The organism is Mycobacterium sp., from assembly GCF_039583805.1.
In the GTDB taxonomy this organism is placed as follows: domain Bacteria; phylum Actinomycetota; class Actinomycetes; order Mycobacteriales; family Mycobacteriaceae; genus Mycobacterium.
Genome location: NZ_JAVKSH010000070.1, coordinates 1 through 20,719, shown reverse-complemented (window position 1 = coordinate 20,719; position 20,719 = coordinate 1). Strand labels below are relative to the sequence as shown.

The window sequence follows — 20,719 nt, the reverse complement described above, 5'->3', positions numbered from 1 at the left end:
CGCATTCACCTGCGGCGAGGTCGACCCGCCCGGCGGCGGCAGCGCCGACATCGACACCCAGGTGTCCCAGTCCACCGACCAGTCCCAGATGTCGCCGTCGGCGTAGGACAGCTGGATCGGGCTGCCGGTAACCTCGACCGGGTCGCCGTAGATCGCGCTGTAGTAGTACTGCTCGGCATCCGACGTCGACAGGTTGACGCACCCGTTGGTGACGTTGGTGTTGCCCTGCGCGCCGGAGCTGGACGGGTTGGCGTGGATGAACTCGCCGTTGTTGGAGATCCGCACCGCCCAGCGCTCGTGGATGTTGCTGTAGCCCGCGGCCGGGTTGGACATGTAGAAGTCGGAGTACTTCTCGCTGACGACGTGGATGCCGTTGCGGGTGACGTTGCGGGCCTTGTCGCCCGAACCGTAGCTGCACGGGAAGTCCATGATGACGCCCTCGTCGCGGAACACCTGGATGCGGTGCGAGAAGACTTCGGCCTTGACGACCTGGCGCCGGCCGATCTCGAAGGCCAGGCTCATGTCCTGCTTGCCGTAGGCGCCGTCGCCGAACGCCAGCCCGTAGAGCTTGGCGTCGACGTCGACCTTGGTGCCGGCCGGGTAGTACTCGCGGGTGCGCCAGTGCACGCGGGCGCCCTGCGCCTCGTCGGGCAGCCAGGCCCAGCTGCCCTCCACCGGCGGGTCGGTGGTCACGGTCAGCGCCCGCTCCACGGCGGCCTTGTCGGCGATCGGCGCGTCGAACTGGATGATGATCGGCGCCGCCACCCCGACGGCCTGCCCGTCGGCCAGCTGGAACCCGCCGTCGATCACCCTGGTGGGGATGACCGTGGTGAGCTCGCCGGCGACCGGGACGGCTTTACCGTCGTGGCCGACCACCGACCCGCGCCAGGTGTAGGTCGCGTCGTAGCCGAGCGGCTCGGTGACGGTGTAGAGCGTGCGGTCCCGGTTGAGCGTCCCGGCCACCGCCTTGCCCGCGGAATTTGTCAGCGCCACCTTCTGGAACCAGCCGTCGCGAACCTCGACGCCGATCGGCGCGGTGGGCACCACACCGGTGGCCTTGTCGGCCGGCCGGAACGTCACGTTCGGCGGTGCCTGCGGTGGGGGTTGCCCGAATTTTCCGGGTGATCCCCCGAGACAGGCGGCCAGCACGTTCGGCGCCGCCAGCCCGGCCACCAGCGTCGTCAAAGCCCGGCGCCGGGTGACCGGCGACAGGCCGCGCGCTGTGTCCACGACAGGTAAAGATACCGGTGGTAACGGGCAACCTCGCCCCGGCGCGGCTACAGAGCGCAGCCGACCAGCACCGGCTCGGGGGCCAGTGTGATGCCGAACACGTCGCGCACGCCGTCACGCACGGTGCGCGCCAGCGCCAGCACGTCCGCGGCCGTCGCTCCCCCGCGGTTCGTCACGGCGAGGGCATGCTTGGTGGACAGCCGGCACCGGGCGCCGTCGGTGCCGGGATAGCCCTTGCCGAAGCCGGCGTGTTCGACCAGCCAGCCGGCGGCAAGCTTGACCCCGTCGGGACCCGTCCAGTGTGGCACCGCGTCGCCGAACCGTTCCGCTAGTTGATGGTAAACCGCCTGGGCAACAACAGGATTGGTAAAAAAGGAGCCTACGCTCCAGGTGTCGTGGTCCGCCGCGTCGAGCACCATGCCCTTGCCGGCACGCAGACGCAGCACCGCCTTTCGCACGTCGGCCGGGTCGGCCCGCCCGCCGGTCGTCGCACCCAGCGCGGCGGCCAGCTCGCCGTAACGCAGCGGTGCGCTGCGGCCCGACGCGTCCAGCGCGAACTCGACCTCCACCACGACGGCCGCCCCGGAGTGCTTCAGCGCGCTGGTGCGGTACCCGAAACGCAGCTCGGCCGCCGCCACCCAGCGCACCTTGCCGCTGCGCCGGTCCAGCAGCCGCACCCGGGTGATGGTGTCGGCCACCTCCGCGCCGTAGGCGCCGACGTTTTGCACCGGGGTGGCGCCGGTGCAGCCGGGGATGCCGGACAGACACTCCAGCCCGCCAAGGCCGTGGGCGATGCTCGCGGCCACCACGTCGTCCCACACCGCGCCGGCCTGCGCTCGCACCAGGTTGCCGTCGAACTCGATGCCGTCGTTGGCCAACCGCACCACGGTCAGGTCGGTCAGCGTGTCGGCGATGACCACATTGGAGCCGCCGGCGAGCACCAGCAGCGGCCGACAGTTCGCCGCGTCGAGCTGCCGCAGCGCGGAAACCACCTGGTCGGTGCTGACGCACGTGATGACCCGCTGCGCGACCGGCCCGACCCGCAAGGTCGTCAGCTGCGCCAGCGGCACGTCGGCGGCGACGCGCGCACCGGCGAACAGCGTCCTGGTCACGGACCGTAACGGTAGCCTGACCTGCTATGGCGCGTTCATTCGACATGTCCGCCGACTACCGGGCCACCGTCGAACAGGTGCTCGAGGCGTTCCGCCGGGAGGACTACTGGCTGGCCCGCCTGGCCGATTCCGGCGCGGACGACGCCACCCTGGACATGATGCGGGTCGGCGGGCCGTCTGGAGCCGACGGCAGCATCGACGTGGTCACCACCCAGGTGCTGCGTCGCGAACGGCTTCCGGGCGTGGTCACGCAGTTCCATCGGGGTGACCTGTGTGTGCAGCGCGAGGAGAAATGGGATCCGGTCAGCGGCTGCAGCTCCCATGCCACGGTCGCCGGATCGATCCTGGATGCGCCCGCGTCGCTGACCGGTGCCGCCGTGCTCGCCCCGGTCGAGTCGGCCGGTGCCCGGCTGACGCTGCGCGCCACCGTGGAGGTGCGCATCCCGCTGGTTGGCGGCAAGCTGGAGAACTTCATCGGCAGCCAGTTGGTGGAGCTGCTGATCGCCGAGCAGCGGTTCACCACCATGTGGATCGACGCGACGACCTGACCCGGTTCTAGGCTGGCGCTGTGCGGATCGCGTTGGCGCAGATAATCAGCGGAACCGACCCGGCGGCGAACCTCGCGGTGGTGCGCGAGTACACCGGCCTGGCGGCCGATGCGGGCGCGACGCTGGTGGTGTTCCCCGAGGCGACGATGTGCCGGTTCGGCGTCCCGCTGGCGCCGCTCGCCCAGCCGCTCGACGGGCCGTGGGCCGACGGTGTGCGCGGGATCGCCGCTCACGCCGGCATCACGGTGATCGCCGGGATGTTCACCCCCGCCGGCGACGGGCGGGTCACCAACACGCTGATCGCCTCCGGGCCGGGCACCGACGCCGCCTATCACAAGATCCACCTCTACGACGCGTTCGGCTTCACCGAGTCGCGCACGGTCGCGCCGGGCCACGACCCGGTGGTGATCACCGTCGACGGCGTCGGGGTGGGCATGACCGTCTGCTACGACATCCGCTTCCCGGCGCTCTACACCGAGCTGGCCCGCCGCGGCGCCCGGCTGATCACCGTCAGCGCGTCCTGGGGCTCGGGGCACGGGAAGCTGGAGCAGTGGACGCTGCTGGCGAGGGCGCGGGCGCTGGACTGCACCAGCTACCTGGCCGCCGTCGGGCAGGCCCACCCGGGGGGCCCACTGTCGGCGGCCGGCGCGCCGACCGGAGTGGGCGGCAGCCTGGTGGCGTCACCGCTGGGCGAGGTGGTGGCCTCCGCCGGTCCGGACCCGCGGCTGCTGGTCGCCGACATCGAGCCCGGCGACGTCGACGCGGCCCGCGACACCATCGCCGTGCTGCGCAACCAGGCTGACTTTCCGCACGTCGATAAGGCAGAATCGCCCGGGTGACGAATCCGCAGGGACCGCCGCCGCAGGATCCGGCGGTCTGGTCCCGCGCCGCCGGCCAGGAGCCGGTCCACCCGGCCGCTCCGCCGACCGGCCCGCCGACCTTCGAGGACACCCCTCCGCCCGTGAACCCGCCCCTGAACCCGCCCGTGAAAACGAGACTCCGCATCCTGCGCGACCCGCTGTCGGTGGCCCTGGTCGCCGTCATCGCGGTGGCGTTGGCCCTCGGCGGCATGATCGGCGCCGAGCTCTACGCCCGCCATCGGGCCGACGGCGTCGTCGCCGCGGCGGTCGAATGCGTCGTGCATGACAAGGTCAGCGTGTCGTTCGGCCCGACCCCCTTCCTTCTGCAGCACCTCCGCGGCGACTACAGCGACATCTCGGTCCGCACCGCCGGCAACCAGATCCGCAGCCTCAAGGGCATGCAGGCCGACATCACCATCAACAATGTCGACCTGCACGGCGACGCTGACTCGAAGGGAACGATCGGCGAGCTGGACGCCGCCATCACCTGGACATCGGCCGGCATCAAGGAGACGGTGGCCGATGCGGTCCCGTTCGTGGGAGGCCTGGTCAACAGCGTCACCACCAACCCCGCGGCCGGCACGCTCGAACTCAAGGGGGCACTCGGTCTGGGCACTGTCACCGTCAAGCCGCAGGTGGCCGACAAGGAGCTGACGCTGCAGGTGGTCCAGGTGACCGCGATGGGCGCCGTGGTGCCGCACGAGACCGCGCAGGCGGCGCTGGACGTCTTCACCTCGAGATTGGTCAACGACTACCCGCTGGGCATCCACGCCGACAGCGTGCAGGTCACCAATGCGGGTGTTTCAGCACACTTCTCGACCCGTAACGCCTCGATCCCGGCCAGCCCGACGGACCCGTGTTTCGCCGGCCTGTAACGACGGTCCCCGGCTCGGTCCCACGCGATGGGGCACAATCGGGCTGATGACGACGCCGCAAGGACCCGCCGGCGGCGGCCCGCCGCGACCGGCACACCCGTCCGGGCCGCCCGCCCGGCCTCGGCCCGGCCCACCGTCGGAATCTGCGACGCGGCAGATTCCGGTGGGCGGCCGTGCGCAGGATCCGCGCACAGATCGCATTTCCCCGCCGCCGCAGCCCGCCCGCCCACCGGCTCCCCCGCAGCAGGCGCCACCGGCGAAGTCCGGACGCCGTTTCTCCCGAAACCCGGTATCGGTGGCCCTGGTCGCCCTGATCGTTGTGCTCCTGGTGGTCGCCGCGCTGATCGGCGCCGAGCTGTATGCTCGCCACTTCGCCGCGAGCAAAGTCGCCAGCGCGGTCGGGTGCGAGGTTCAGGACCGCGCGACGGTGTCGTTCGCCGCGATGCCGCCGCTGCTGTGGCAGTTCATCACCGGTGACTACCCCAACATCTCGGTGCAGACGGCGGGCAACCAAGTGCGCAGCGCCAAGGGCATGGCGGTCAGTATCGACATCCACGACGTCCGGCTGCACAAAACCACCGGCTCCGCCGGCACGATCGGGTCGCTGACCGGCACCATCACCTGGTCGGCGGACGGCATCAGGAAGTCCATCGAGGACGCCATCCCGGTGCTGGGCGGCTTCGTCACCGGCCAGGTCACCGCCGACCCCACCGACGGGACCCTCCGACTGGCGGGCCTGCTGGACAGCGCCACCGTCAAGCCGGAGATCGTCAACAACGGACTGTCGCTGCGGGTGGTCGAGTTGACTGCGCTGGGCTCGAAGATGTCGACGGACACCGTCCAGAAGAACCTCGACGACTTCACCGCCAAAGCGACCCACGACTACCCGCTGGGCATCCACGCCGACACCGTGAAGGTCACCGACAGCGGCGTGCAGGCCACCTTCTCGACCCGCAACGCCACCATCCCGGCCGGCGGCGACGGCGGGCAGGACCCGTGTTTCACCAACCTCTGACGCTCAGGCCATCTGACGCTCAGGCCATCTGACGCTCAGCCCATCTGACGCTCAGGCCAGCCCGTCGAGCACCGCACGCGTCCCGGACAGCCCCAGCCGGGTGGCGCCGGCGTCGAGCATGGCGATCGCGTCGGCGGCGGTGCGGATGCCGCCGCTGGCCTTGACGCCGAGCCGCCCCCCGACCGCGCCGGCCATCAGCGCGACGGCGGCTACCGTGGCCCCGCCGGCGGGATGAAAACCGGTCGAGGTCTTGACGAAGTCGGCGCCGGCGTCCTCGGCGGCGCGGCACACGTCAGCCAGGGTGGTGCCGGCGGGCAGCAACACCGCCGACTCGACGATCACCTTGAGCACCGCAGCGGGCACCGCGGCGCGCACCGCGGCGATGTCGGACCGCACGGCGTCGACGTCGCCGGCCAGCGCGGCACCGATGTCGATCACCATGTCGATCTCGCTGGCGCCGTCGGCAACCGCCAGCGCCGCTTCGCGCGCCTTGATCTGCGGGCGGTGCTTGCCCGACGGGAAGCCAGCCACCGCCGCGACCCGCACCCCGCCGGCGCCGACGGCGGCCGGCACCATCGACGGCGAGACGCAGACGGCGCAGACGCCGAGTTCACGGGCTTCGGCGACGACGGCGGACACGTCGGCGGGCGTCGCTTCGGGAGTCAGCAGCGTGTGATCGACCAGCGCCGCCACCTGGTCGCGGGTCGGCCGGCCCGGCATCAGAGCGGTTCTTGCCGGCCGCCGGGGTTGCAGCCGGACGCGATCATCTCGCCGGCGTCGACGACGGGCCGCCACGGCTCGAGGTTCCAGCTGACCTTGCCGGGCTGCACGAACTCAGCCATCTGCCAATGGCACCAGAACTGTTCGCGCATCCCGGGGTTTGCGGCATCGGGCGCCGTGGCGAGCACCTCGGCCCACGCCTCGGCGGCGTCCGCGTCGGTTCCGAGGTCACGAGCGGCCAAGCGCGCCGACGGCGTCGGGTACACCCGCAGGCTGGACAACCGGCCCCACTGCACCCACTGGGTGTGGTCGACGAAAGGCGCGGCGTAGGGAGCAGCGCCCGGTCCGTCCGCACCCGGATCGGCGGTCGCGGCGGGAACACCCAACAGCGCGACGGGGAGCGCCGCCGCCGCGATCAGAGCTCGCATACCGCTAGCGCGACTTGCCCTGTATTTCCAGCAGCCTGGGCCGGACGTCCACCAGGTAGACGCCCGCCGCGCAGGCGGCGACCGCCATACCGAGCACGCCGAGCACGCACGCCAGCAGCAGGGCGGCGCCCAGAATCACCAGCCACACCGGCTTGGTCAGCTTTTCAGCGGCGGTGTACGCGTCGGGCCGCTGCAGCGCCGCGTGCACGAACGCGTACAGCGTCGTCAGCATGACGCCGACCATCAAGACCAGCATGACGGAATCCACAAGGTTCACGCCGCTAAGACTATGCGGGCATCGCCGCACACGTCGACTCCGTGTTGCCCGGTCGGGCAACACGGAGTCGGGTGAGGTGAGCGAGCGGACTTACTTCTGGGTGACCTTCTTGCCCGGCGATTTCTTCGCCGGCGACTTCTTGGCCGTCGTCTTCTTGGCCGGTGACTTCTTGGCCGGCGCCTTCTTGGCGCTGGCCTTCTTGGGCAGCTCGATACCGACCAGCTTGGCGGCGCGCTCGCCGACCGCGCGGGTCTGCGACGCCACGGTGCCCAGCGCCTCCTGGGTCAACTCAACCGCCTGGTCGACGTAGACCTCGGCGCGCGCCGACGCGTCCTCGAAGCCGGACTGGCTGCGCAGCCGCTCCAGGGCGGCCTCGCCGCGCACGACGAGCTCGTTGTAGCGGGTGGTCGCGGCCTCCAGGTAGCCTTCGGCGGCCTTGCGCAGCTCGTCGGAGGTGAAGCGCTCGCGCAGGTCACGCATCTGCTCGGGCAGGTCCTCCTGCAGCTTGACCAGGCGCGCACGGCTCTCCTCGACCCGGCTGCGGGTGTCGGTCCGGGTCTCGCCGGCGCGGTCGCGCAGATCGGTGAGCAAGTCGTTCACCGTGGCCAGCGCCAGGTCGGCCGCACCCAGTGCGGCCAGCAACGGGGCCTTCAGCTCGTCGATCGTCGGGTTGTCGGGCATGGTGTTTCCTTTCGTAGCGGGTTTTCGTTCTCGGATGTGGTTTTCGTTCTCGGGTGTTGCGTGGTCGAGAGCCAGGCAAGGTTACGCGGGGGTGCTCTCCTCATGGTTCAGTTCGTTTTGCTGTACGAACGACGCATAGATGTCGAGCAGCACCTGTTTTTGCCGCTCGGTGATCGCCGTGTCGGTGATCACCGCGTCGCGGACCTGGCTGCCCTCGCTGGGCTCGAGGATGCCGGCCCGCACGTAGAGGACCTCGGCGGAGACCCGCAGCGCCTTGGCGATCTGGCTGAGCACGTCGGCGGACGGTTTGCGCAACCCTCGCTCGATCTGGCTGAGGTAGGGGTTGCTGACGCCGGCCCTGTCCGCCAGCTGCCGTACCGACACGTGCGCGGCCTCCCGCTGTGCGCGGATGAAGCTGCCGATGTCCGACGCGGCGCTGGACACGACTGCGGCAAGCTTCTCGTCCTGGGGCATTGGCGGCTCCTCGGGTGGGGTCGTCAGGGGTGGACGCGCACCACGCTACGCGGTAGTGCTAACTTTTGCAAGCACTTGTTAGCGCAGCTCAGAACAACAGTTGCGCGATCGCGTAGATGGCCAACCCGGCCAGCGAGCCCACCACCGTACCGTTGATCCGAATGAACTGCAGGTCACGGCCCACGTGCAGTTCGATGCGCCGGCTGGCTTCGGCGGCGTCCCAGCGCTCGATCGTCTCGGTGATGATCGCGGTGATCTCCACGCCGTACTGCGACACGAGATGCTGGGCGGCCCGCACGATCCAGTTGTCCACCTTGTCGCGCAGGTCGGCGTCGTCGCGCAGCGACTCGCCCACCCGCACCACCGCGTCGGTGATGCGGACGCGCAACGCGCTGGACGGGTCGTCGACACCCTCCAGGACCAGATGTTTCGCGGTTTTCCAGGCGGTGGCCGCGGCATTGGTGATCTCGTCGCGGGCCATCAGCTGCTCCTTGACCGCCTCGGCCCGGGCGATCGTGGCCTCGTCATGCTGCAGGTCGGCGGCGAAGTCGAACAGGAAACGGGTTGCCGACCGGCGCAGCTCGTGGTGCCGATCGCGGCGCACCTTGTCGGTGAAGTCCATCAGCTCCCGGTGAATGCGGTCGCCGACCAAGTGGTCGACGAAACGCGGCGACCAGGCCGGCGAATCCCGCTCAACCACCCGCTGGATGACCTCGCCTGCGTTCAGCGACCACTGGAAGGCCCGGTCGGCCAGCAACTGGATCAGGGCCTCCTGGCGATTCTCGGCCAGCAGCGTGGCCAGCACCCGGCCCACGGGCGGACCCCACTTCGGCTCCGCGATGCGCCGCACAAACATCCGGTCGATGACCTGCTGGACGTCCTCGTCGCGCAGCAGTTCCACCCCGACCCGCAGCACCGTCGCCGTTTCGGCGGCCACCCGTCGGGCGTGCGAGTAGTCCGAAAGCCACTTGCCCAGCCGGCCGGCGACCTGCGCGTCCCAGATTTTGGTCTCCACCACCGGCGCCGCGAGGAAGTTTTCCCGCACGAAGGTGCCCAGGCCCTGGCCGAGCTGGTCTTTCTTGCGTTTGACGATCGCGGTGTGCGGAATCGGGATGCCCAGCGGGTGGGTGAACAACGCGGTGACGGCGAACCAATCCGCCAGCGCACCCACCATGCCGGCCTCCGCCGCAGCGCCGACATACCCGACCCAGGCCGCGGTCACCCCGTCGGCCCGCAGCCACCGGCAGCCGAGAAAAACTGCGGTGGCACCGACCAGGAAACCCAGCGCCACCACCTTCATGCGGCGCAGCCCGCGGCGTCGCTGGGCGTCGGCAACCGGGTCGGCGCCGACGAAGGATTCCGCGAACGACACCCGCGCCCGGGTTGCCGCCGGGTCCGGACGCAGCCGGTGAGTCACCTCACCATCATCCGCTATCGCCGCAAGCAGTTACTGTTACCGCCCTGCGCCCGGAAGCGCAAGACGTGATCGGCCCGAGTGCTCAATCCGTAGTATTGACGGCATCTAGTGGATGGGATCGCGCGATAGTGGCAGAGCTAGCCCGGGCTGGGACCGTCAAGACCGACGGCCGGAAGCGGCGTTGGCACCGGCACAAGGTGGAGCGCCGAAACGAGCTGATCGACGGCACGATCGACGCGATCCGGCGGCGGGGCCGCGACGTGAGCATGGACGAGATCGCCGGCGAGATCGGGGTCTCCAAGACCGTGCTGTACCGCTACTTCGTGGACAAGAACGACCTCACGACCGCTGTGGCGATGCGCTTCGCGCAGATCACGCTGATCCCCAACATGGCGGCGGCGCTGTCGTCGAACCTGGACGGTTTCGACCTGACCCGCGATCTCATCCGGGTGTATGTGGAAACCGTGGCGGCCGAGCCCGAGCCCTACCGGTTCGTGATGGCCAACAGCTCGGCCAGCAAGAGCAAGGTGATCGCCGACTCCGAGCGGATCATCGCCCGGATGCTCGCGGTGATGCTGCGCCGCCGCATGAACGCCGTGGGGATGGACGTCGGCGGGGTGGAGCCGTGGGCCTACATGATCGTCGGCGGCGTCCAGCTGGCCACCCACTCGTGGCTGCTCGACCCGCGGATCGCCGCCGACGAGCTGATCGACTACCTGACGATGCTCAGCTGGAATGCTCTGTGCGGGATCGTCGAGGTCGGCGGGTCGCTGGAGAAGTTCCGGGGCGAGCCGCATCCCCAACCGATCGTCCCGCCGCGATCCGGCTAGCCGAGCGGACCCGCGGTCTACAATCCGGGTTATGGCCCCGGTCACGGCCCGCTCCCGGTTTAAGTCGTGGATGTACGCCCTGAGCACCACCAACCCGCCGCCGGACGGGCCGGTCGACGTCGTCACTCGCTGGCTGGTCGTCACGCGCGCGGCGGTCGTGCCGATGACGCTGATGTCCGGCCTGGTCGCCGCGCTGCTGGCAATCGGCCAACCCGGCCTGGACTGGCGCTGGCTGGCGCTGTCCGTCGCCGGAATCACGTTGGCGCACATCGCAAACAACCTGATGAACGACCTCTACGACACGCAGACCGGTACCGACTCCGCCGACTATCCGCGGGCCCTCTACGCGCCGCATCCAGTGCTGGCCGGGCTGGTCAGCCGCCGCACCCTGGCACTCGCGGTGGTCGCGGTCAACCTGGCCGACCTGCTCATCCTCGTCGTGCTGACCTGGGCGCGCGGCTGGCCGGTGGTGGCGTTCGCGCTGTCGGGGTTCGTGCTCAGCGTCGCCTACACCGCTCCGCCGGTGCGGCTGAAGAAGCGCGGCCTCGGTGAGCCGGACGTCTTCGTGGTCTGGGGCCCGCTGATGGTGTGCGGCACCTACTACAGCGCGGTCGGCGCGCTGAACTGGGGTGTCGTGCTGGCGTCGCTGCCGTATGGACTGTTGTGCACGACGGTGCTGATGGGCAAGCACATCGACAAGATTCCCTACGACCAGCCCCTCGGTATCCGGACGCTGCCGGTGCTTCTCGGCGAGACCCGGGCTCGGGCCGTCACGCTGGCAATGATGCTGGGCTTCTACGTGCTGGTCGCGGTGGCGATGCTGGCGGGTGCGATGCCGTGGCCGGCGCTGCTGGTCGGGTTGGCGCTGCCGCGGCTGGTCGCCGTGTGGCCGCATTTTCGCCGCCCGCCGCCCGCGCAGCCGCCGGACGGATTCCCGGTGTGGCCGCTGTGGTACGCCGCGCTGGCCTGGGTGCATGTCCGTCAGGCGGGCGCGTTGCTGGTGGGGGGTCTGGCGATCGGCGCGGTGCTGACGGCGTTCTGAGGCCGCGCCCGGGACGCCGCCGTCGGCGCCGGACAGGGCCCGAGCCGGGCCGATGGCCGCTCTGCGGACCGGCGTATCGGGCCGGGCGCTATGACGCCCGGGGAGCACCCTTCCGCCACCACCCGTCTGCAGCCGAACTTAAAGAACGTCGCGTCGCACTAGGCCCGGTCCAACGATTTCTGCCGGCTCCGGCTGGACCCGACGATGAGCTACAGCGGCGCGTACTTCGAGCGTGACGACATGACGCTGCTCGACATCGGCTGCGGCTGGGGCTCGACCTTGCCTGAATTTAGACAGAACGGGAGCTACACCGCCGTCGGATCACGAAATAGACGGTTGATAGCGCACCGGAGTTGTCGTGCGTCGATCAGGCACCGGTGCAGAGTCACCCCCACGCCCCGCGCATGGTCGTGGTGCTGCGTCAGGCGAGGTTGGTCTCAACTTCGAAGTCGGCTGATCTCCCCTTCACCGGTCGCCGCCAGTGAAGGACGACACGTTCGCCGCCGCCCACGCCGAATATGGTGTGCGCTCACCTCCTGGGCCGGGATCTGGACAGTCGACGATCGACTGTGGTGCCGTAGCGAGCATCGCGGCTTTTTGATGGGCGATCGGCTCGGGCAGCGCCCTGGCCAGCAGCGCCCGATAGTCGGCGGGAGAAATCTGGCGCACCGCGACCGGCCGTCCTCGGGTGGCGGCAATAATCGCCGCCCGCTCGCGGGCGCACAGCCATTGCGGTCCCAGCACATATCGCGGTGATGTCGCGCTGACAGATCCGCTGGTCAGCGCCTCGACGGCGTGTGCCGCGATATCGACCGGCGCGACCGGCAGCTGCAGCGACTCCGGAAACGCGGTCAGGATCTCGTCGCGGCACCGGATTGAGGGCGCCCATTCGGTGATGTCGTTGTCCATGAACATCCCCGGCCGCAGACTCACCAGTCCGTTCCCGAAAATCTCCCCGAGCACGTTCTCCTCGCGCTCGTGCGGCGCGGCCATCACCGAGCCCGGATACAACCCCACCAGATCCGAGGACAACAGCACCACCGTGGCGATCCCGGATGCCCGGATCTCGCCCGCCACCTTGCGAAGGTCCTCCACTGTGAGCAGCGGCGGCAGGTTGAGAAAGATGCCCGTGGCGCCGCGCAGTACCGGCCGCAGGGCCCCCGTATCGCGAACGTCGGCGGCGTGTGGCGTGACCCCAGGCCCGCCCGACCCCGGGTTTCGCGCAACCGCGCGCACTCGCTGTCCGGCTGCGACCAGCCCCTCGACCACCAGCCCGCCGACCCGGCCAGAGGAGCCCACCACCACAAACTCTTCTCTTTCTTTTAGTGACACAAAAATTAGGCTAACACAAACTTAGCGTTAGGATCAAAGGTTGTGGGCAACGGATTGAGACACCGCAAAAAACAGGCCACCCGGCGCGCGATCAGCGACGCGGCGACCGAGTTGTTCATGCGCAACGGCTTCGACAACACCACGCTGGCCCAGGTCGCCGACGCGGTTGGCGTGTCCGCGCAGACCGTGCTGAACTACTTTCCAACCAAGACCGACCTGTTTTTCGACGAGGAGGATTGGCTGGCCGGGCCGCCGGCGGCGATCCGGCAGCGCTGCCCGCACGATTCGCCCTGCGACGCGGTCCTGGGCTGGTATATCGCCGACCTTCGCCGTCGCCACGCCGAAGGGCACCTGCAGGGGCTCGCGGACTATTTGGCTACCATCGCCGACAGCGAGACCCTACGGCGGCGGCGCCTTGACGACTTCGCCGCTCTCACCGAGGCCCTGCAAGCCGCCCTCGATGAACTACAGCCGGGCCGAGCCTGGGAGGTGGCGTTGACCGCCGCGGTACTGACCAGCGCGATCGACGTCTGCGAAACCGAAGTCGCGCGCCTGTCGACGACGAGCACTGACACCGAAAACCTCCTCGACACCGCCGAACACGCCGCCACCACGATATTCAACCGGGTCAGCGTTATCACCAGTCCCAGGGGTCGGCATCAAGGCGATCCTGACCCTTCACTTGCGGCCGTCATGTCACCGGCGCACAGGTCGGGAAGTGCCGAGGTCACCAGTGAGCGACGCTGACACGTGGTGGACCGCCCCCACCCGCCGCTTGCGTCGCGCGTCCGATCTCGCCAACACCGGGCTGTGGAGGATGCACAGGTGACCGTTGAGAGTCCGTGGACCGGCGCGGACTTTGGCTTGGCGCAGATGTGGCGCAACGTCGCTGGTACAGCGCCGGCCTGGCGCCAGCCGATCGCCGGGCTGTCCGCGATGCAATAGCGGCGAGCGGTCGAGCGCTACGACGTCAGCGTGGTCGGGCTGACGCTGAGCGAGAATCAGCTGGCCCACGACCAGCAGAAGTTCGCTGCGATGGACAGCCCGCGGTCCATGCAGGTGCGGCTGCACGGCTGGGAGGAGTTCGACGAACCGGTGGAACGCATCGTCTCGCTGGGCGCGTTCGAGCACTTCGCCGACGGCGTCGGCACCTACGAGTGTTACGCCGACTTCTTCACGATGTGACACCACGTGCCGCCCGGCGACGGCGTGATGCTGCGGCATTCGATCGTGGTGCCCGCTGCCGAGGGGGCCGAGAAGCTCGGGCTGAAGCGGACGATGTCGCTGATGCGGTTCACCTTCCTGCGGCACCTCACCGGTTGCCGGGAGCTGTTCCGCGACGGCTACCCGAACGTGTGCCAGTGCACCATGGTCGAGCGGGCCGCCTGGCCTTCAGCCGGCCGGCGGGCCGTCGGGCCGAACTCACGCGGGCGGGTGCCCGCCTACTTGCTCAGCGTGAACTGGGCCACGTTGGTGATCCCCCGGCGGAAGAAGTCGGCGCACCCCGTCTGGGACCGCATGAAGCGGTCGTCGACCTCTTCGGGCTGCGCGGCGACGGCCCTGTCACGATTGGCCTGCAGATTGGCTGCCCAGGTGTCCAGCGGCCGCGCGTGATGCGGACGCAGCGACAATAGTCACTTCAGTACGAATGGAAACCCTGACCGGATTTCTTTCCCAGCAAACCCGCCTCCACCATCCGCAGCAACAGGGGCGGCGGCCCGTAGTGCGGCTCCTTGAACTCCTCGTACATCTTGTCGGCGATCAGCTTCAACGTGTCGAGGCCGACCAGGTCGCACAGCTTCAGCGGCCCCATCGGATGCGACAAACCGGCAACCACCGCCTTGTCGACGTCCTCGACCGTGGCGAACCCTGCCTCGACCATGCGGATGGCTGAAAGCAGGTAGGGCACCAGCAACGCGTTGACGACGAAGCCCGACCGGTCGGCGCACACCACCACCTGCTTGCCCAGCACGGCGCCGGCGAACTCCTCGGCTGTGGCCGCGGCCGCGGGGTCGGTGACCAGCGTGCTGACCAGCTCCACCAACGGCAGCACCGGAACAGGGTTGAAGAAGTGCAGACCCAGGACGCGCTGGGGGTTCTTGGTGGCCGCGGCCAGCTTCATGATGGGGATGCTCGACGTGTTGGACGCCAGCACCCCGTCCGGATCGGTGACGACGCGGTCGAGCTCGGCGAAGATACCGGTTTTGACGTCCTCGTCCTCGATCACCGCCTCGATCACCAGCTGCCGGTCGGCCAGGTCGGCCATGTCGGTAGTGAATGTCAGCCTGGCGAGGGCGGCGTCGTGCTCGTGCTCGGTGATCTTGCCGGCGCTCACGCCGCGGTCCACGGAGCGGACGATGCGGTTGCGGCCCGCGCTGACCAGGGCGTCGGTGGTCTCGAAGACCAGGACGTCGACACCTGCGCGGGCTGACACCTCAGCGATTCCGGCGCCCATCTGCCCGGCCCCGATCACACCCACTCGTTCGATCGACACGTCACTCCTTCCGCCGGCGCCGCCACTGTCGCCGGCGCCGCCACTGTCGCCGGCGCCGCCACTGTCGCCGGCGCCGAGCGTGAAACTGTTGCGAAAAATCGGCTCAGATCTCGCAACAGTTTCACACTCGATGGGACGAGCTCGAAACTGGCCCTCTTCGGTCGACCCGGCCAGCGCCGTCGTCGACGACGTCGGGTCGACGGTAGTGGCGATCCGGTCGAATCAGCCGGCGCCGACCTCACGCTGGTGCTTGGTCGCGGTGTACCAACGCTCCTCGGCCGCGAACTCGCGCTCCTGCAGCTCGACGTAGGCGCTCATCTGGTTGCGGGCATAGCCGCAGGCCAGGTCGAACATCGAGTAGTTCAGCGGTGGGGAAGCCCGCCACCGTGCTGAACTGGAACTTGAATCCCATGGCGCCCAACTCTTTTTGGAACTTGGCGATGGTCGCGTCGTCGAGGCGTTTGCGCCAGTTGAACGACGGCGAGCAGTTGTAGGCCAGCATCTGGTCGGGGAACTCGGCCTTGACACCCTCGGCGAACTTCGCGGCCAGCTCGAGGTCGGGGTGCCGGTCTCCATCCCGATCGGATCGGCGTACGGCGCATAGGCCCTGGCCCGGGCGATGCACGGCTGCAGGCCGCCCGACATCCGGTAGAAGCCTTCCTTGCTGCGCTCACCGGTGACGAACGGCTGGTCGCGCTCGTAGACGTTGGAGATGAGCAGGGTCGCCGACTCGGCGTCGGTGCGCGCGATGACGACGGTCGGCGCGTCGCACACGCCGGCGGCCAGCCGCGCCGAGGTCAGCGTGCGAATGTGCTGGCCGGTCGGGATCAGCACCTTGGCGCCCTGGTGGCCGCACTTCTTTTCCGACGCCAGCTGGTCCTGCCAGTGGGTGCCCGCGACGCCGGCCGCGATCATCGCCTTCTGCAGCTCGAAGACGTTTTGCCAACTCCCGCTACGGGTTTCGCGGATTTTGCAAATATTGCAAAGAATCACCCGGGCGCGGTCCGCTCAGGTGTCGCCGCGGTCAGCCGGGTAACCGCAGTTCAGCGCACAGCAGGCACGAGCTGCCCGATGGCGACGGCGCGGCTACCGGGTGAAGATCGCCGCGACCGCCTTGGTCTCGTCGCCGACGGCATATGTGAGCGTCGTAACAGTGCGATCCGTCAGCCCGGGACCGAATTTCTCGGTCGAGCCGGGCGGGTAGACGTGGGAGATGACCTCGAGCTTGTCGCCCAGCGCCACCGGCGCCTCGTGCTCGATGGTCACCCGCAGCGGCGCCGCGAGCAGTTCCGGGCGGGACGACAGGTAGTCCTCGACGACCCCCCAGTACACGGAGTTGTTCATGTGGTCGAACATGTCGATGTCGGTGACCCGAACCGGATACTCGTGGATCTCCTGCGCATCCTCGCGACCGCCGGGAGTCAGATATGCCTTCCACCGCAGCCGGTCGACGTCCGTGGTCCGGTGCAGACCTTCCAGGAAGTCGTCGGCGATCCGCGCCGGCCCCTGGGTCTCCCGGTTGATGTTGATCCAGAACGCCTCGGACTCCATCAGCCCGCCCGTGCGCATCCCATCGACACGGACCCGCATCTCGCACCATCGGTTGGAGGTCCCCGAGCACCAGCGACGCAGGCGCAGCATGTCCTGGGACTCGATGGGCCGGATCAAGTCGATCATGGTGCGGCGGACGATCCACAGCGGGTGGGTTTCCTCGAACCCCATCTCGCGCAGCTGATCCTGACCGATGTCCTGAATGTGGCGGGTGGCGGCATCGAAGCGCAGACGGCCGTCGCGGTCGAGGTCGGCAAACCGCACCGGCCATTGCTGATCGAAGACGTCGGGATGGCCGTCGGGCACCGCCATCATCACTTTGTCCAGGCTCACGACGGCACTCCTCGGTTGATCGCCACTCTGGGCCAAATTCCTGCCAGGGTCAATTCCTGCCAGGGTCAATTCCTGCCAGGGTCAAATCATGCCAAACGGTGGGCCGTGGGGCGAAACACCCGGCGTGCCAAATCTGCGAATCGGACCTTCGCAGCGCGGGTCCGCTGGACCGGATGCCCAAGACGTTCGTCGGCTCCCGCGTGCGCCGGCTGCGCGGCGAGCGCGTTGACGATGGACCGCGACCTCGACGTCGACCTGACCGAGATTGCCGACATGGTCAGCGCCCACCCCAGGCTGGCCCGTGCGATGGTCAACCTGCACCGGCGTCACCGGATCACCACCGCCCAACTGGCCGCCGCGACCGAAGAGCGCCACTCCGACGGCAGCGGCACCGGGTCGATCACCATGCCGCACGAAGAGGTGCACGGCGTACACGTCGGCAAGCGCATCGACCTGGGCGACACGGTGTTGCACCGCGACGACCCGAAAACCAAGACCCTGGAGATCAGCACCCACCTTGCGGTGGGCCTGCGGGTGTTCAAGGTGGCCGCCGAGCTGGCGTACCTGGAGTTCGGCGACATGATCGACGCCATGGTCGACGAGCGCAAGTACACCTCCGAGGAGTCGCGCACCCTGGCCCGGCTGGGGCTTGCTAATTACTTCGCCGCCGCAGTGGTGCTGCCCTACCGGCAATTTCACGACGTAGCGGAGAACTTCGGCTACGACATCGAGCGGCTCTCGGCGTTCTACTCGGTGAGCTACGAGACCATAGGGCACCGGCTTTCTACCCTGCAGCGACCGTCGCTGCGCGGCGTGCCGTTCTCGTTCGTCCGCGTCGACCGGGCCGGGAACATGTCAAAGCGTCAGTCCGCCAAGGGTTTTCACTTCTCGCCGAGCGGCGGGACCTGCCCTCTGTGGAACGTCTACGAGACGTTCGCCAACCCGGGCAAGATCTGTGTGCAGATCGCCGAGATGCCCGACGGGCGCAGCTACCTGTGGGTCGCCCGCACCGTCGAGCGACGGGCCTCGCGGTATGGTCAGCCCGGTAGAACCTTCGCTATCGGCCTGGGCTGCGAACTGCGTCACGCCCACCGGCTGGTCTACTCGGAAGGACTGGATTTGTCAGGCAACCCGAACATTGCGGCCACCCCGATCGGCGCGGGCTGCCGGGTCTGCGAACGCGACAACTGTCCGCAGCGGGCCTTCCCCACGTTGGGCCGCGCCCTCGACATCGACGAGCACCGCAGCACGGTGTCGCCGTATCTGGTGAGGCAGCCATGAGCCGCATTCCCGCCTCGGGGCGGCTGCGCGAGCTGGGAGTGGTCAACTGGGTGGTGGCCAAGCTTGCAGCGCGCGCCGTCCGCGCCCCGCAGATGCACCTGTTCACCACACTGGGCCAGCACAAGCGGCTGTTCTGGATGTGGCTGCCCTACTCCGGCGCGCTGCTGCGGGGCCGGCTGCCGCGAGCCGACACCGAACTGGTGATCCTGCGGGTCGCGCATCTGCGCAACTGCGAATACGAGTTGCAGTACCACCGCAGGATGGCGCGTCGCCACGGGCTGGACGGGCAGACGCAAGAGACTATTTTCGCGTGGCCCGAGCGTGCCGACGGGCTCACCGAGCGACAACAAGCGTTGTTGCGGGCCGCCGACGAGTTCGTCACCAACCGCTCGATCAGCGCCGAGGTCTGGCAGCAGCTGTCTGCTCACCTCGATCGGCGTCAGCTCATCGAATTCTGCATGCTCGCAGGGCAATACGACGGTCTGGCGGCGACGATGTCGGCGCTGGCGATCCCGATGGACCGCCCCGGTCACAAGTAGAGGTCAGCCAGCACGCCCAGGGTCAGCAGGACGGGGGCGACCGGCAGCGCAAACGCGAACGACGCCAACGGATACCGTCGCCGCCGCCGCAGCAGCCACCCCCACGACGCAGCCCCCAGCCCCAGCACCAGCGAGACGGCCAGCACGATCGGACTCCATCGACTGACCGTGGTGACCGCAGCCCCGACCGAGATCGCGACCAGCCACCCCAGGTAGCCGGCAACTGCGCCGCCAACGGCGCCGGTGACGGTATCGGTATCGGTACGCATCGCGCTAGAAGTTGATCATGTGCCCGGTTAGGCCGTGGAAGCATTCCTGCAGCGCCTCCGACATGGTCGGGTGGGTATGGACGTTGCGCGCCAACTCGTTTACGGTCAGGTCCCACTTCTGTGCCAGGGTGAGTTCGGGCAACAACTCGGACACGTCGTGCCCGATCAGGTGCCCGCCGAGCAGCTCGCCGTGGCTGACGTCGGCGACGAGTTTCACGAAACCGCTGGGGTCGCCGACGCCGTGCGCCTTGCCGTTTGCGGTGAAGGGGAACTTGGCGACCCGCACGTCGTAGCCCTCGGCGCGGGCCTGTTCTTCGGTGAGCCCGAAGCTGGCGACCTGCGGCTGACAGAACGTGGCGCGCGGCATCATCCGGTAGTCGCCGAGCGGCATCGTCTCTGCGCCGGCGATGGTTTCGGCGGCCACCACACCTTGCGCCTCGGCGACGTGGGCGAGCTGCAGCAGCCCGGTGACATCACCGATCGCGTAGATGTGGCTCACGCTGGTGCGCATGTGGTCGTCGATGCCGATCGCCTTGCGATCGGTCAGCGCCACCCCGGCCCTGTCGAGTCCATACCCGTCGACGTTGGGGACAAACCCGATGGCCTGCAACACCTTATCGGCTTTGAGCTGCTCGGTGTCACCGTCCTTGCTGACCGTAACGGTCACCTGCGCGCCGTCGTCGGACATCGACTCGACCTTGGTGCCGGTGCGGATGTTGACGCCGAGCTTCTTGAACTGCTTCTCGATCTCCTTGGACACCTCGGCGTCTTCGTTGGGCAGTGCCCGGGGCAGGAACTCCACGATCGTGACGTCGACGCCGTAGTTGGCCATGACGTAGCCGAACTCCATGCCGATGGCGCCCGCGCCGGCGATCACGATCGAGGCCGGCAGCTCCCGGGACAGGATCTGCTCCTCGTAGGTGACGACGTTGGCCGACAACGAGGTGCCCGGCACCAGCCGGGTGGTGGCACCGGTGGCGACGATCGCGTTGTCGAAGCTCACTTGGTCGGTGCCACCGTCGTTGAGCTCGATCGAGAGCGTGTGGGCGTCGGCGAACCGGCCGTAGCCGTGGATCTCGGTGATCTTGTTCTTCTTCATCAGGAAGTGCACACCGGCCACGCGGCCCTCGGCTACCTTGCGGCTGCGGTCGTAGGCGATGCCGAAGTCGACGGTGGCCTCGCCGCCGATCCCGAAGGTCTCGGCTTCCCTGGTGAGGATATGCGCCAGTTCGGCGTTGCGCAGCAACGCCTTGGACGGGATGCAGCCGACGTTGAGGCACACGCCGCCCCAGTACTTGGGTTCGACGATTGCGGTGTCGAGGCCCAGCTGGGCGGCGCGGATCGCGGCGACGTAACCGCCGGGGCCGGCTCCGAGGACGACGACGTCGTAGTGAGTCACGAACTAACCCTA

General features: G+C 68.7%; 21 protein-coding genes and 5 pseudogenes. 11 read left to right on the top strand and 15 right to left on the bottom strand.

Annotation, left to right across the window (positions count from 1 at the left end; translation table 11 throughout):
- Positions 1-1,230, bottom strand: a 1,230-nt coding sequence (locus ABDW21_RS11055) for an Ig-like domain-containing protein (protein ID WP_343710452.1), incomplete at its 3' end; no start/stop codon positions are given.
- A gap of 47 nt (positions 1,231-1,277) precedes the next feature.
- Positions 1,278-2,342, bottom strand: coding sequence for a UDP-N-acetylmuramate dehydrogenase (locus ABDW21_RS11050; RefSeq protein ID WP_343600813.1), 1,065 nt, complete (start codon positions 2,340-2,342; stop codon positions 1,278-1,280).
- Between the two features lie 26 nt (positions 2,343-2,368).
- Here ABDW21_RS11050 and ABDW21_RS11045 point away from each other — a divergent pair, with 26 nt between their 5' ends.
- The 4 genes from ABDW21_RS11045 (at position 2,369) to ABDW21_RS11030 (ending at position 5,640) form a co-directional block, all read left to right on the top strand.
- Positions 2,369-2,890: a DUF2505 domain-containing protein gene (locus tag ABDW21_RS11045; RefSeq protein WP_343600814.1), complete on the top strand. Its 522-nt coding sequence runs from the start codon at positions 2,369-2,371 to the stop codon at positions 2,888-2,890.
- 20 nt (positions 2,891-2,910) lie between these two features.
- Positions 2,911-3,729: a carbon-nitrogen hydrolase family protein gene (locus ABDW21_RS11040; RefSeq protein WP_343600815.1), complete on the top strand. Its 819-nt coding sequence runs from the start codon at positions 2,911-2,913 to the stop codon at positions 3,727-3,729.
- Positions 3,726-4,625 carry a DUF2993 domain-containing protein gene (locus tag ABDW21_RS11035; protein ID WP_343600816.1) on the top strand — a complete coding sequence of 300 codons (900 nt, stop codon included), beginning with the start codon at positions 3,726-3,728 and terminating at the stop codon, positions 4,623-4,625. Before ABDW21_RS11040 ends, ABDW21_RS11035 begins: the two co-directional genes overlap by 4 nt.
- Before the next feature lie 295 nt (positions 4,626-4,920).
- Positions 4,921-5,640 carry a DUF2993 domain-containing protein gene (locus ABDW21_RS11030; RefSeq protein WP_343600817.1) on the top strand — a complete coding sequence of 240 codons (720 nt, stop codon included), beginning with the start codon at positions 4,921-4,923 and terminating at the stop codon, positions 5,638-5,640.
- Between the two features lie 51 nt (positions 5,641-5,691).
- Here ABDW21_RS11030 and deoC read toward each other — a convergent pair whose 3' ends face one another.
- The 6 genes from deoC to ABDW21_RS11000 form a co-directional block, all read right to left on the bottom strand.
- A complete protein-coding gene (deoC, locus tag ABDW21_RS11025; RefSeq protein ID WP_343600818.1) occupies positions 5,692-6,360 on the bottom strand; it encodes a deoxyribose-phosphate aldolase in 669 nt (222 codons plus the stop codon).
- Complete coding sequence (locus tag ABDW21_RS11020; protein ID WP_343600819.1) at positions 6,360-6,788, bottom strand: DUF2599 domain-containing protein; 429 nt, start codon at positions 6,786-6,788, stop codon at positions 6,360-6,362. Before ABDW21_RS11020 ends, deoC begins: the two co-directional genes overlap by 1 nt.
- 4 nt (positions 6,789-6,792) lie before the next feature.
- Entirely contained in the window at positions 6,793-7,044 is a 252-nt protein-coding gene (locus tag ABDW21_RS11015) for a DUF2516 family protein (RefSeq protein WP_343600830.1), read from the bottom strand.
- Between the two features lie 111 nt (positions 7,045-7,155).
- Positions 7,156-7,746 carry a heparin-binding hemagglutinin gene (locus tag ABDW21_RS11010; RefSeq protein WP_343600820.1) on the bottom strand — a complete coding sequence of 197 codons (591 nt, stop codon included), beginning with the start codon at positions 7,744-7,746 and terminating at the stop codon, positions 7,156-7,158.
- Positions 7,747-7,827: 81 nt separating this feature from the next.
- A complete protein-coding gene (locus tag ABDW21_RS11005) occupies positions 7,828-8,220 on the bottom strand; it encodes a helix-turn-helix transcriptional regulator (protein ID WP_343600821.1) in 393 nt (130 codons plus the stop codon).
- 88 nt (positions 8,221-8,308) lie between these two features.
- Complete coding sequence (locus tag ABDW21_RS11000; protein ID WP_343600831.1) at positions 8,309-9,655, bottom strand: DUF445 domain-containing protein; 1,347 nt, start codon at positions 9,653-9,655, stop codon at positions 8,309-8,311.
- A 110-nt stretch (positions 9,656-9,765) separates the two neighbouring features.
- Between ABDW21_RS11000 and ABDW21_RS10995 the strand changes: the two genes are divergently transcribed.
- The 3 genes and pseudogenes from ABDW21_RS10995 to ABDW21_RS10985 form a co-directional block, all read left to right on the top strand.
- A complete protein-coding gene (locus ABDW21_RS10995; RefSeq protein WP_343600822.1) occupies positions 9,766-10,467 on the top strand; it encodes a TetR/AcrR family transcriptional regulator in 702 nt (233 codons plus the stop codon).
- Between the two features lie 31 nt (positions 10,468-10,498).
- Positions 10,499-11,509: a prenyltransferase gene (locus ABDW21_RS10990; protein WP_343600823.1), complete on the top strand. Its 1,011-nt coding sequence runs from the start codon at positions 10,499-10,501 to the stop codon at positions 11,507-11,509.
- A 90-nt stretch (positions 11,510-11,599) separates the two neighbouring features.
- Positions 11,600-11,791, top strand: a pseudogene (locus tag ABDW21_RS10985) (class I SAM-dependent methyltransferase); the annotation flags it as partial.
- 183 nt (positions 11,792-11,974) lie between these two features.
- Here the strand turns inward: ABDW21_RS10985 and ABDW21_RS10980 are convergent.
- Positions 11,975-12,841: an NAD(P)H-binding protein gene (locus ABDW21_RS10980; protein ID WP_343600824.1), complete on the bottom strand. Its 867-nt coding sequence runs from the start codon at positions 12,839-12,841 to the stop codon at positions 11,975-11,977.
- A 42-nt stretch (positions 12,842-12,883) separates the two neighbouring features.
- On the opposite strand from ABDW21_RS10980, the gene ABDW21_RS10975 reads away from it, so the two are divergent.
- Both ABDW21_RS10975 and ABDW21_RS10970 read left to right on the top strand, forming a co-directional pair.
- On the top strand, positions 12,884-13,588 hold the full coding sequence (locus tag ABDW21_RS10975; RefSeq protein WP_343600825.1) for a TetR/AcrR family transcriptional regulator: 705 nt from the start codon (positions 12,884-12,886) through the stop codon (positions 13,586-13,588).
- A 198-nt stretch (positions 13,589-13,786) separates the two neighbouring features.
- A pseudogene (locus tag ABDW21_RS10970) lies at positions 13,787-14,218 on the top strand (class I SAM-dependent methyltransferase); the annotation flags it as partial.
- A 65-nt stretch (positions 14,219-14,283) separates the two neighbouring features.
- On the opposite strand, the pseudogene ABDW21_RS10965 reads toward ABDW21_RS10970, so the two are convergent.
- The 4 genes and pseudogenes from ABDW21_RS10965 to ABDW21_RS10950 all read right to left on the bottom strand — a co-directional run.
- Positions 14,284-14,490, bottom strand: a pseudogene (locus ABDW21_RS10965) (class I SAM-dependent methyltransferase); the annotation flags it as partial.
- Positions 14,481-15,335 (bottom strand): 3-hydroxybutyryl-CoA dehydrogenase, encoded by an 855-nt coding sequence (locus ABDW21_RS10960; RefSeq protein ID WP_343600832.1) that lies wholly within the window; start codon positions 15,333-15,335, stop codon positions 14,481-14,483. The gene ABDW21_RS10960 and the pseudogene ABDW21_RS10965, both read right to left, overlap by 10 nt.
- A gap of 144 nt (positions 15,336-15,479) precedes the next feature.
- Positions 15,480-16,328, bottom strand: a pseudogene (locus ABDW21_RS10955) (isocitrate lyase); the annotation flags it as partial.
- A gap of 93 nt (positions 16,329-16,421) precedes the next feature.
- Entirely contained in the window at positions 16,422-17,219 is a 798-nt protein-coding gene (locus tag ABDW21_RS10950; RefSeq protein WP_343600826.1) for an acyl-[acyl-carrier-protein] thioesterase, read from the bottom strand.
- Positions 17,220-17,444: 225 nt separating this feature from the next.
- Between ABDW21_RS10950 and ABDW21_RS10945 the strand changes: the two are divergent.
- Together ABDW21_RS10945 and ABDW21_RS10940 are read left to right on the top strand one after the other, a co-directional pair.
- Positions 17,445-18,500: pseudogene (locus tag ABDW21_RS10945) on the top strand (short-chain fatty acyl-CoA regulator family protein); the annotation flags it as partial.
- Entirely contained in the window at positions 18,497-19,039 is a 543-nt protein-coding gene (locus ABDW21_RS10940) for a carboxymuconolactone decarboxylase family protein (RefSeq protein ID WP_343600827.1), read from the top strand. The pseudogene ABDW21_RS10945 and the gene ABDW21_RS10940, both read left to right, overlap by 4 nt.
- Here the strand turns inward: ABDW21_RS10940 and ABDW21_RS10935 are convergent.
- Positions 19,030-19,308, bottom strand: a complete 279-nt coding sequence (locus ABDW21_RS10935) for a hypothetical protein (protein ID WP_343600828.1) — start codon at positions 19,306-19,308, stop codon at positions 19,030-19,032. The genes ABDW21_RS10940 and ABDW21_RS10935 overlap by 10 nt on opposite strands.
- 4 nt (positions 19,309-19,312) lie before the next feature.
- Positions 19,313-20,707: a dihydrolipoyl dehydrogenase gene (gene lpdA, locus ABDW21_RS10930; RefSeq protein ID WP_343600829.1), complete on the bottom strand. Its 1,395-nt coding sequence runs from the start codon at positions 20,705-20,707 to the stop codon at positions 19,313-19,315.
- Positions 20,708-20,719 lie beyond the last annotated feature (12 nt).

Excerpts from the sequence above, each read along its gene's own strand:
- ABDW21_RS10990 (WP_343600823.1), top strand. The coding sequence starts at position 10,499 with ATGGCCCCGGTCACGGCCCGCTCCCGGTTTAAGTCGTGGATGTACGCC.
- ABDW21_RS11010 (WP_343600820.1), bottom strand. The coding sequence starts at position 7,746 with ATGCCCGACAACCCGACGATCGACGAGCTGAAGGCCCCGTTGCTGGCC.
- ABDW21_RS11015 (WP_343600830.1), bottom strand. The coding sequence starts at position 7,044 with ATGCTGGTCTTGATGGTCGGCGTCATGCTGACGACGCTGTACGCGTTC.
- ABDW21_RS11045 (WP_343600814.1), top strand. The coding sequence starts at position 2,369 with ATGGCGCGTTCATTCGACATGTCCGCCGACTACCGGGCCACCGTCGAA.
- deoC (WP_343600818.1), bottom strand. The coding sequence starts at position 6,360 with ATGCCGGGCCGGCCGACCCGCGACCAGGTGGCGGCGCTGGTCGATCAC.
- ABDW21_RS11020 (WP_343600819.1), bottom strand. The coding sequence starts at position 6,788 with ATGCGAGCTCTGATCGCGGCGGCGGCGCTCCCCGTCGCGCTGTTGGGT.
- ABDW21_RS10935 (WP_343600828.1), bottom strand. The coding sequence starts at position 19,308 with ATGCGTACCGATACCGATACCGTCACCGGCGCCGTTGGCGGCGCAGTT.
- ABDW21_RS11005 (WP_343600821.1), bottom strand. The coding sequence starts at position 8,220 with ATGCCCCAGGACGAGAAGCTTGCCGCAGTCGTGTCCAGCGCCGCGTCG.
- ABDW21_RS10940 (WP_343600827.1), top strand. The coding sequence starts at position 18,497 with ATGAGCCGCATTCCCGCCTCGGGGCGGCTGCGCGAGCTGGGAGTGGTC.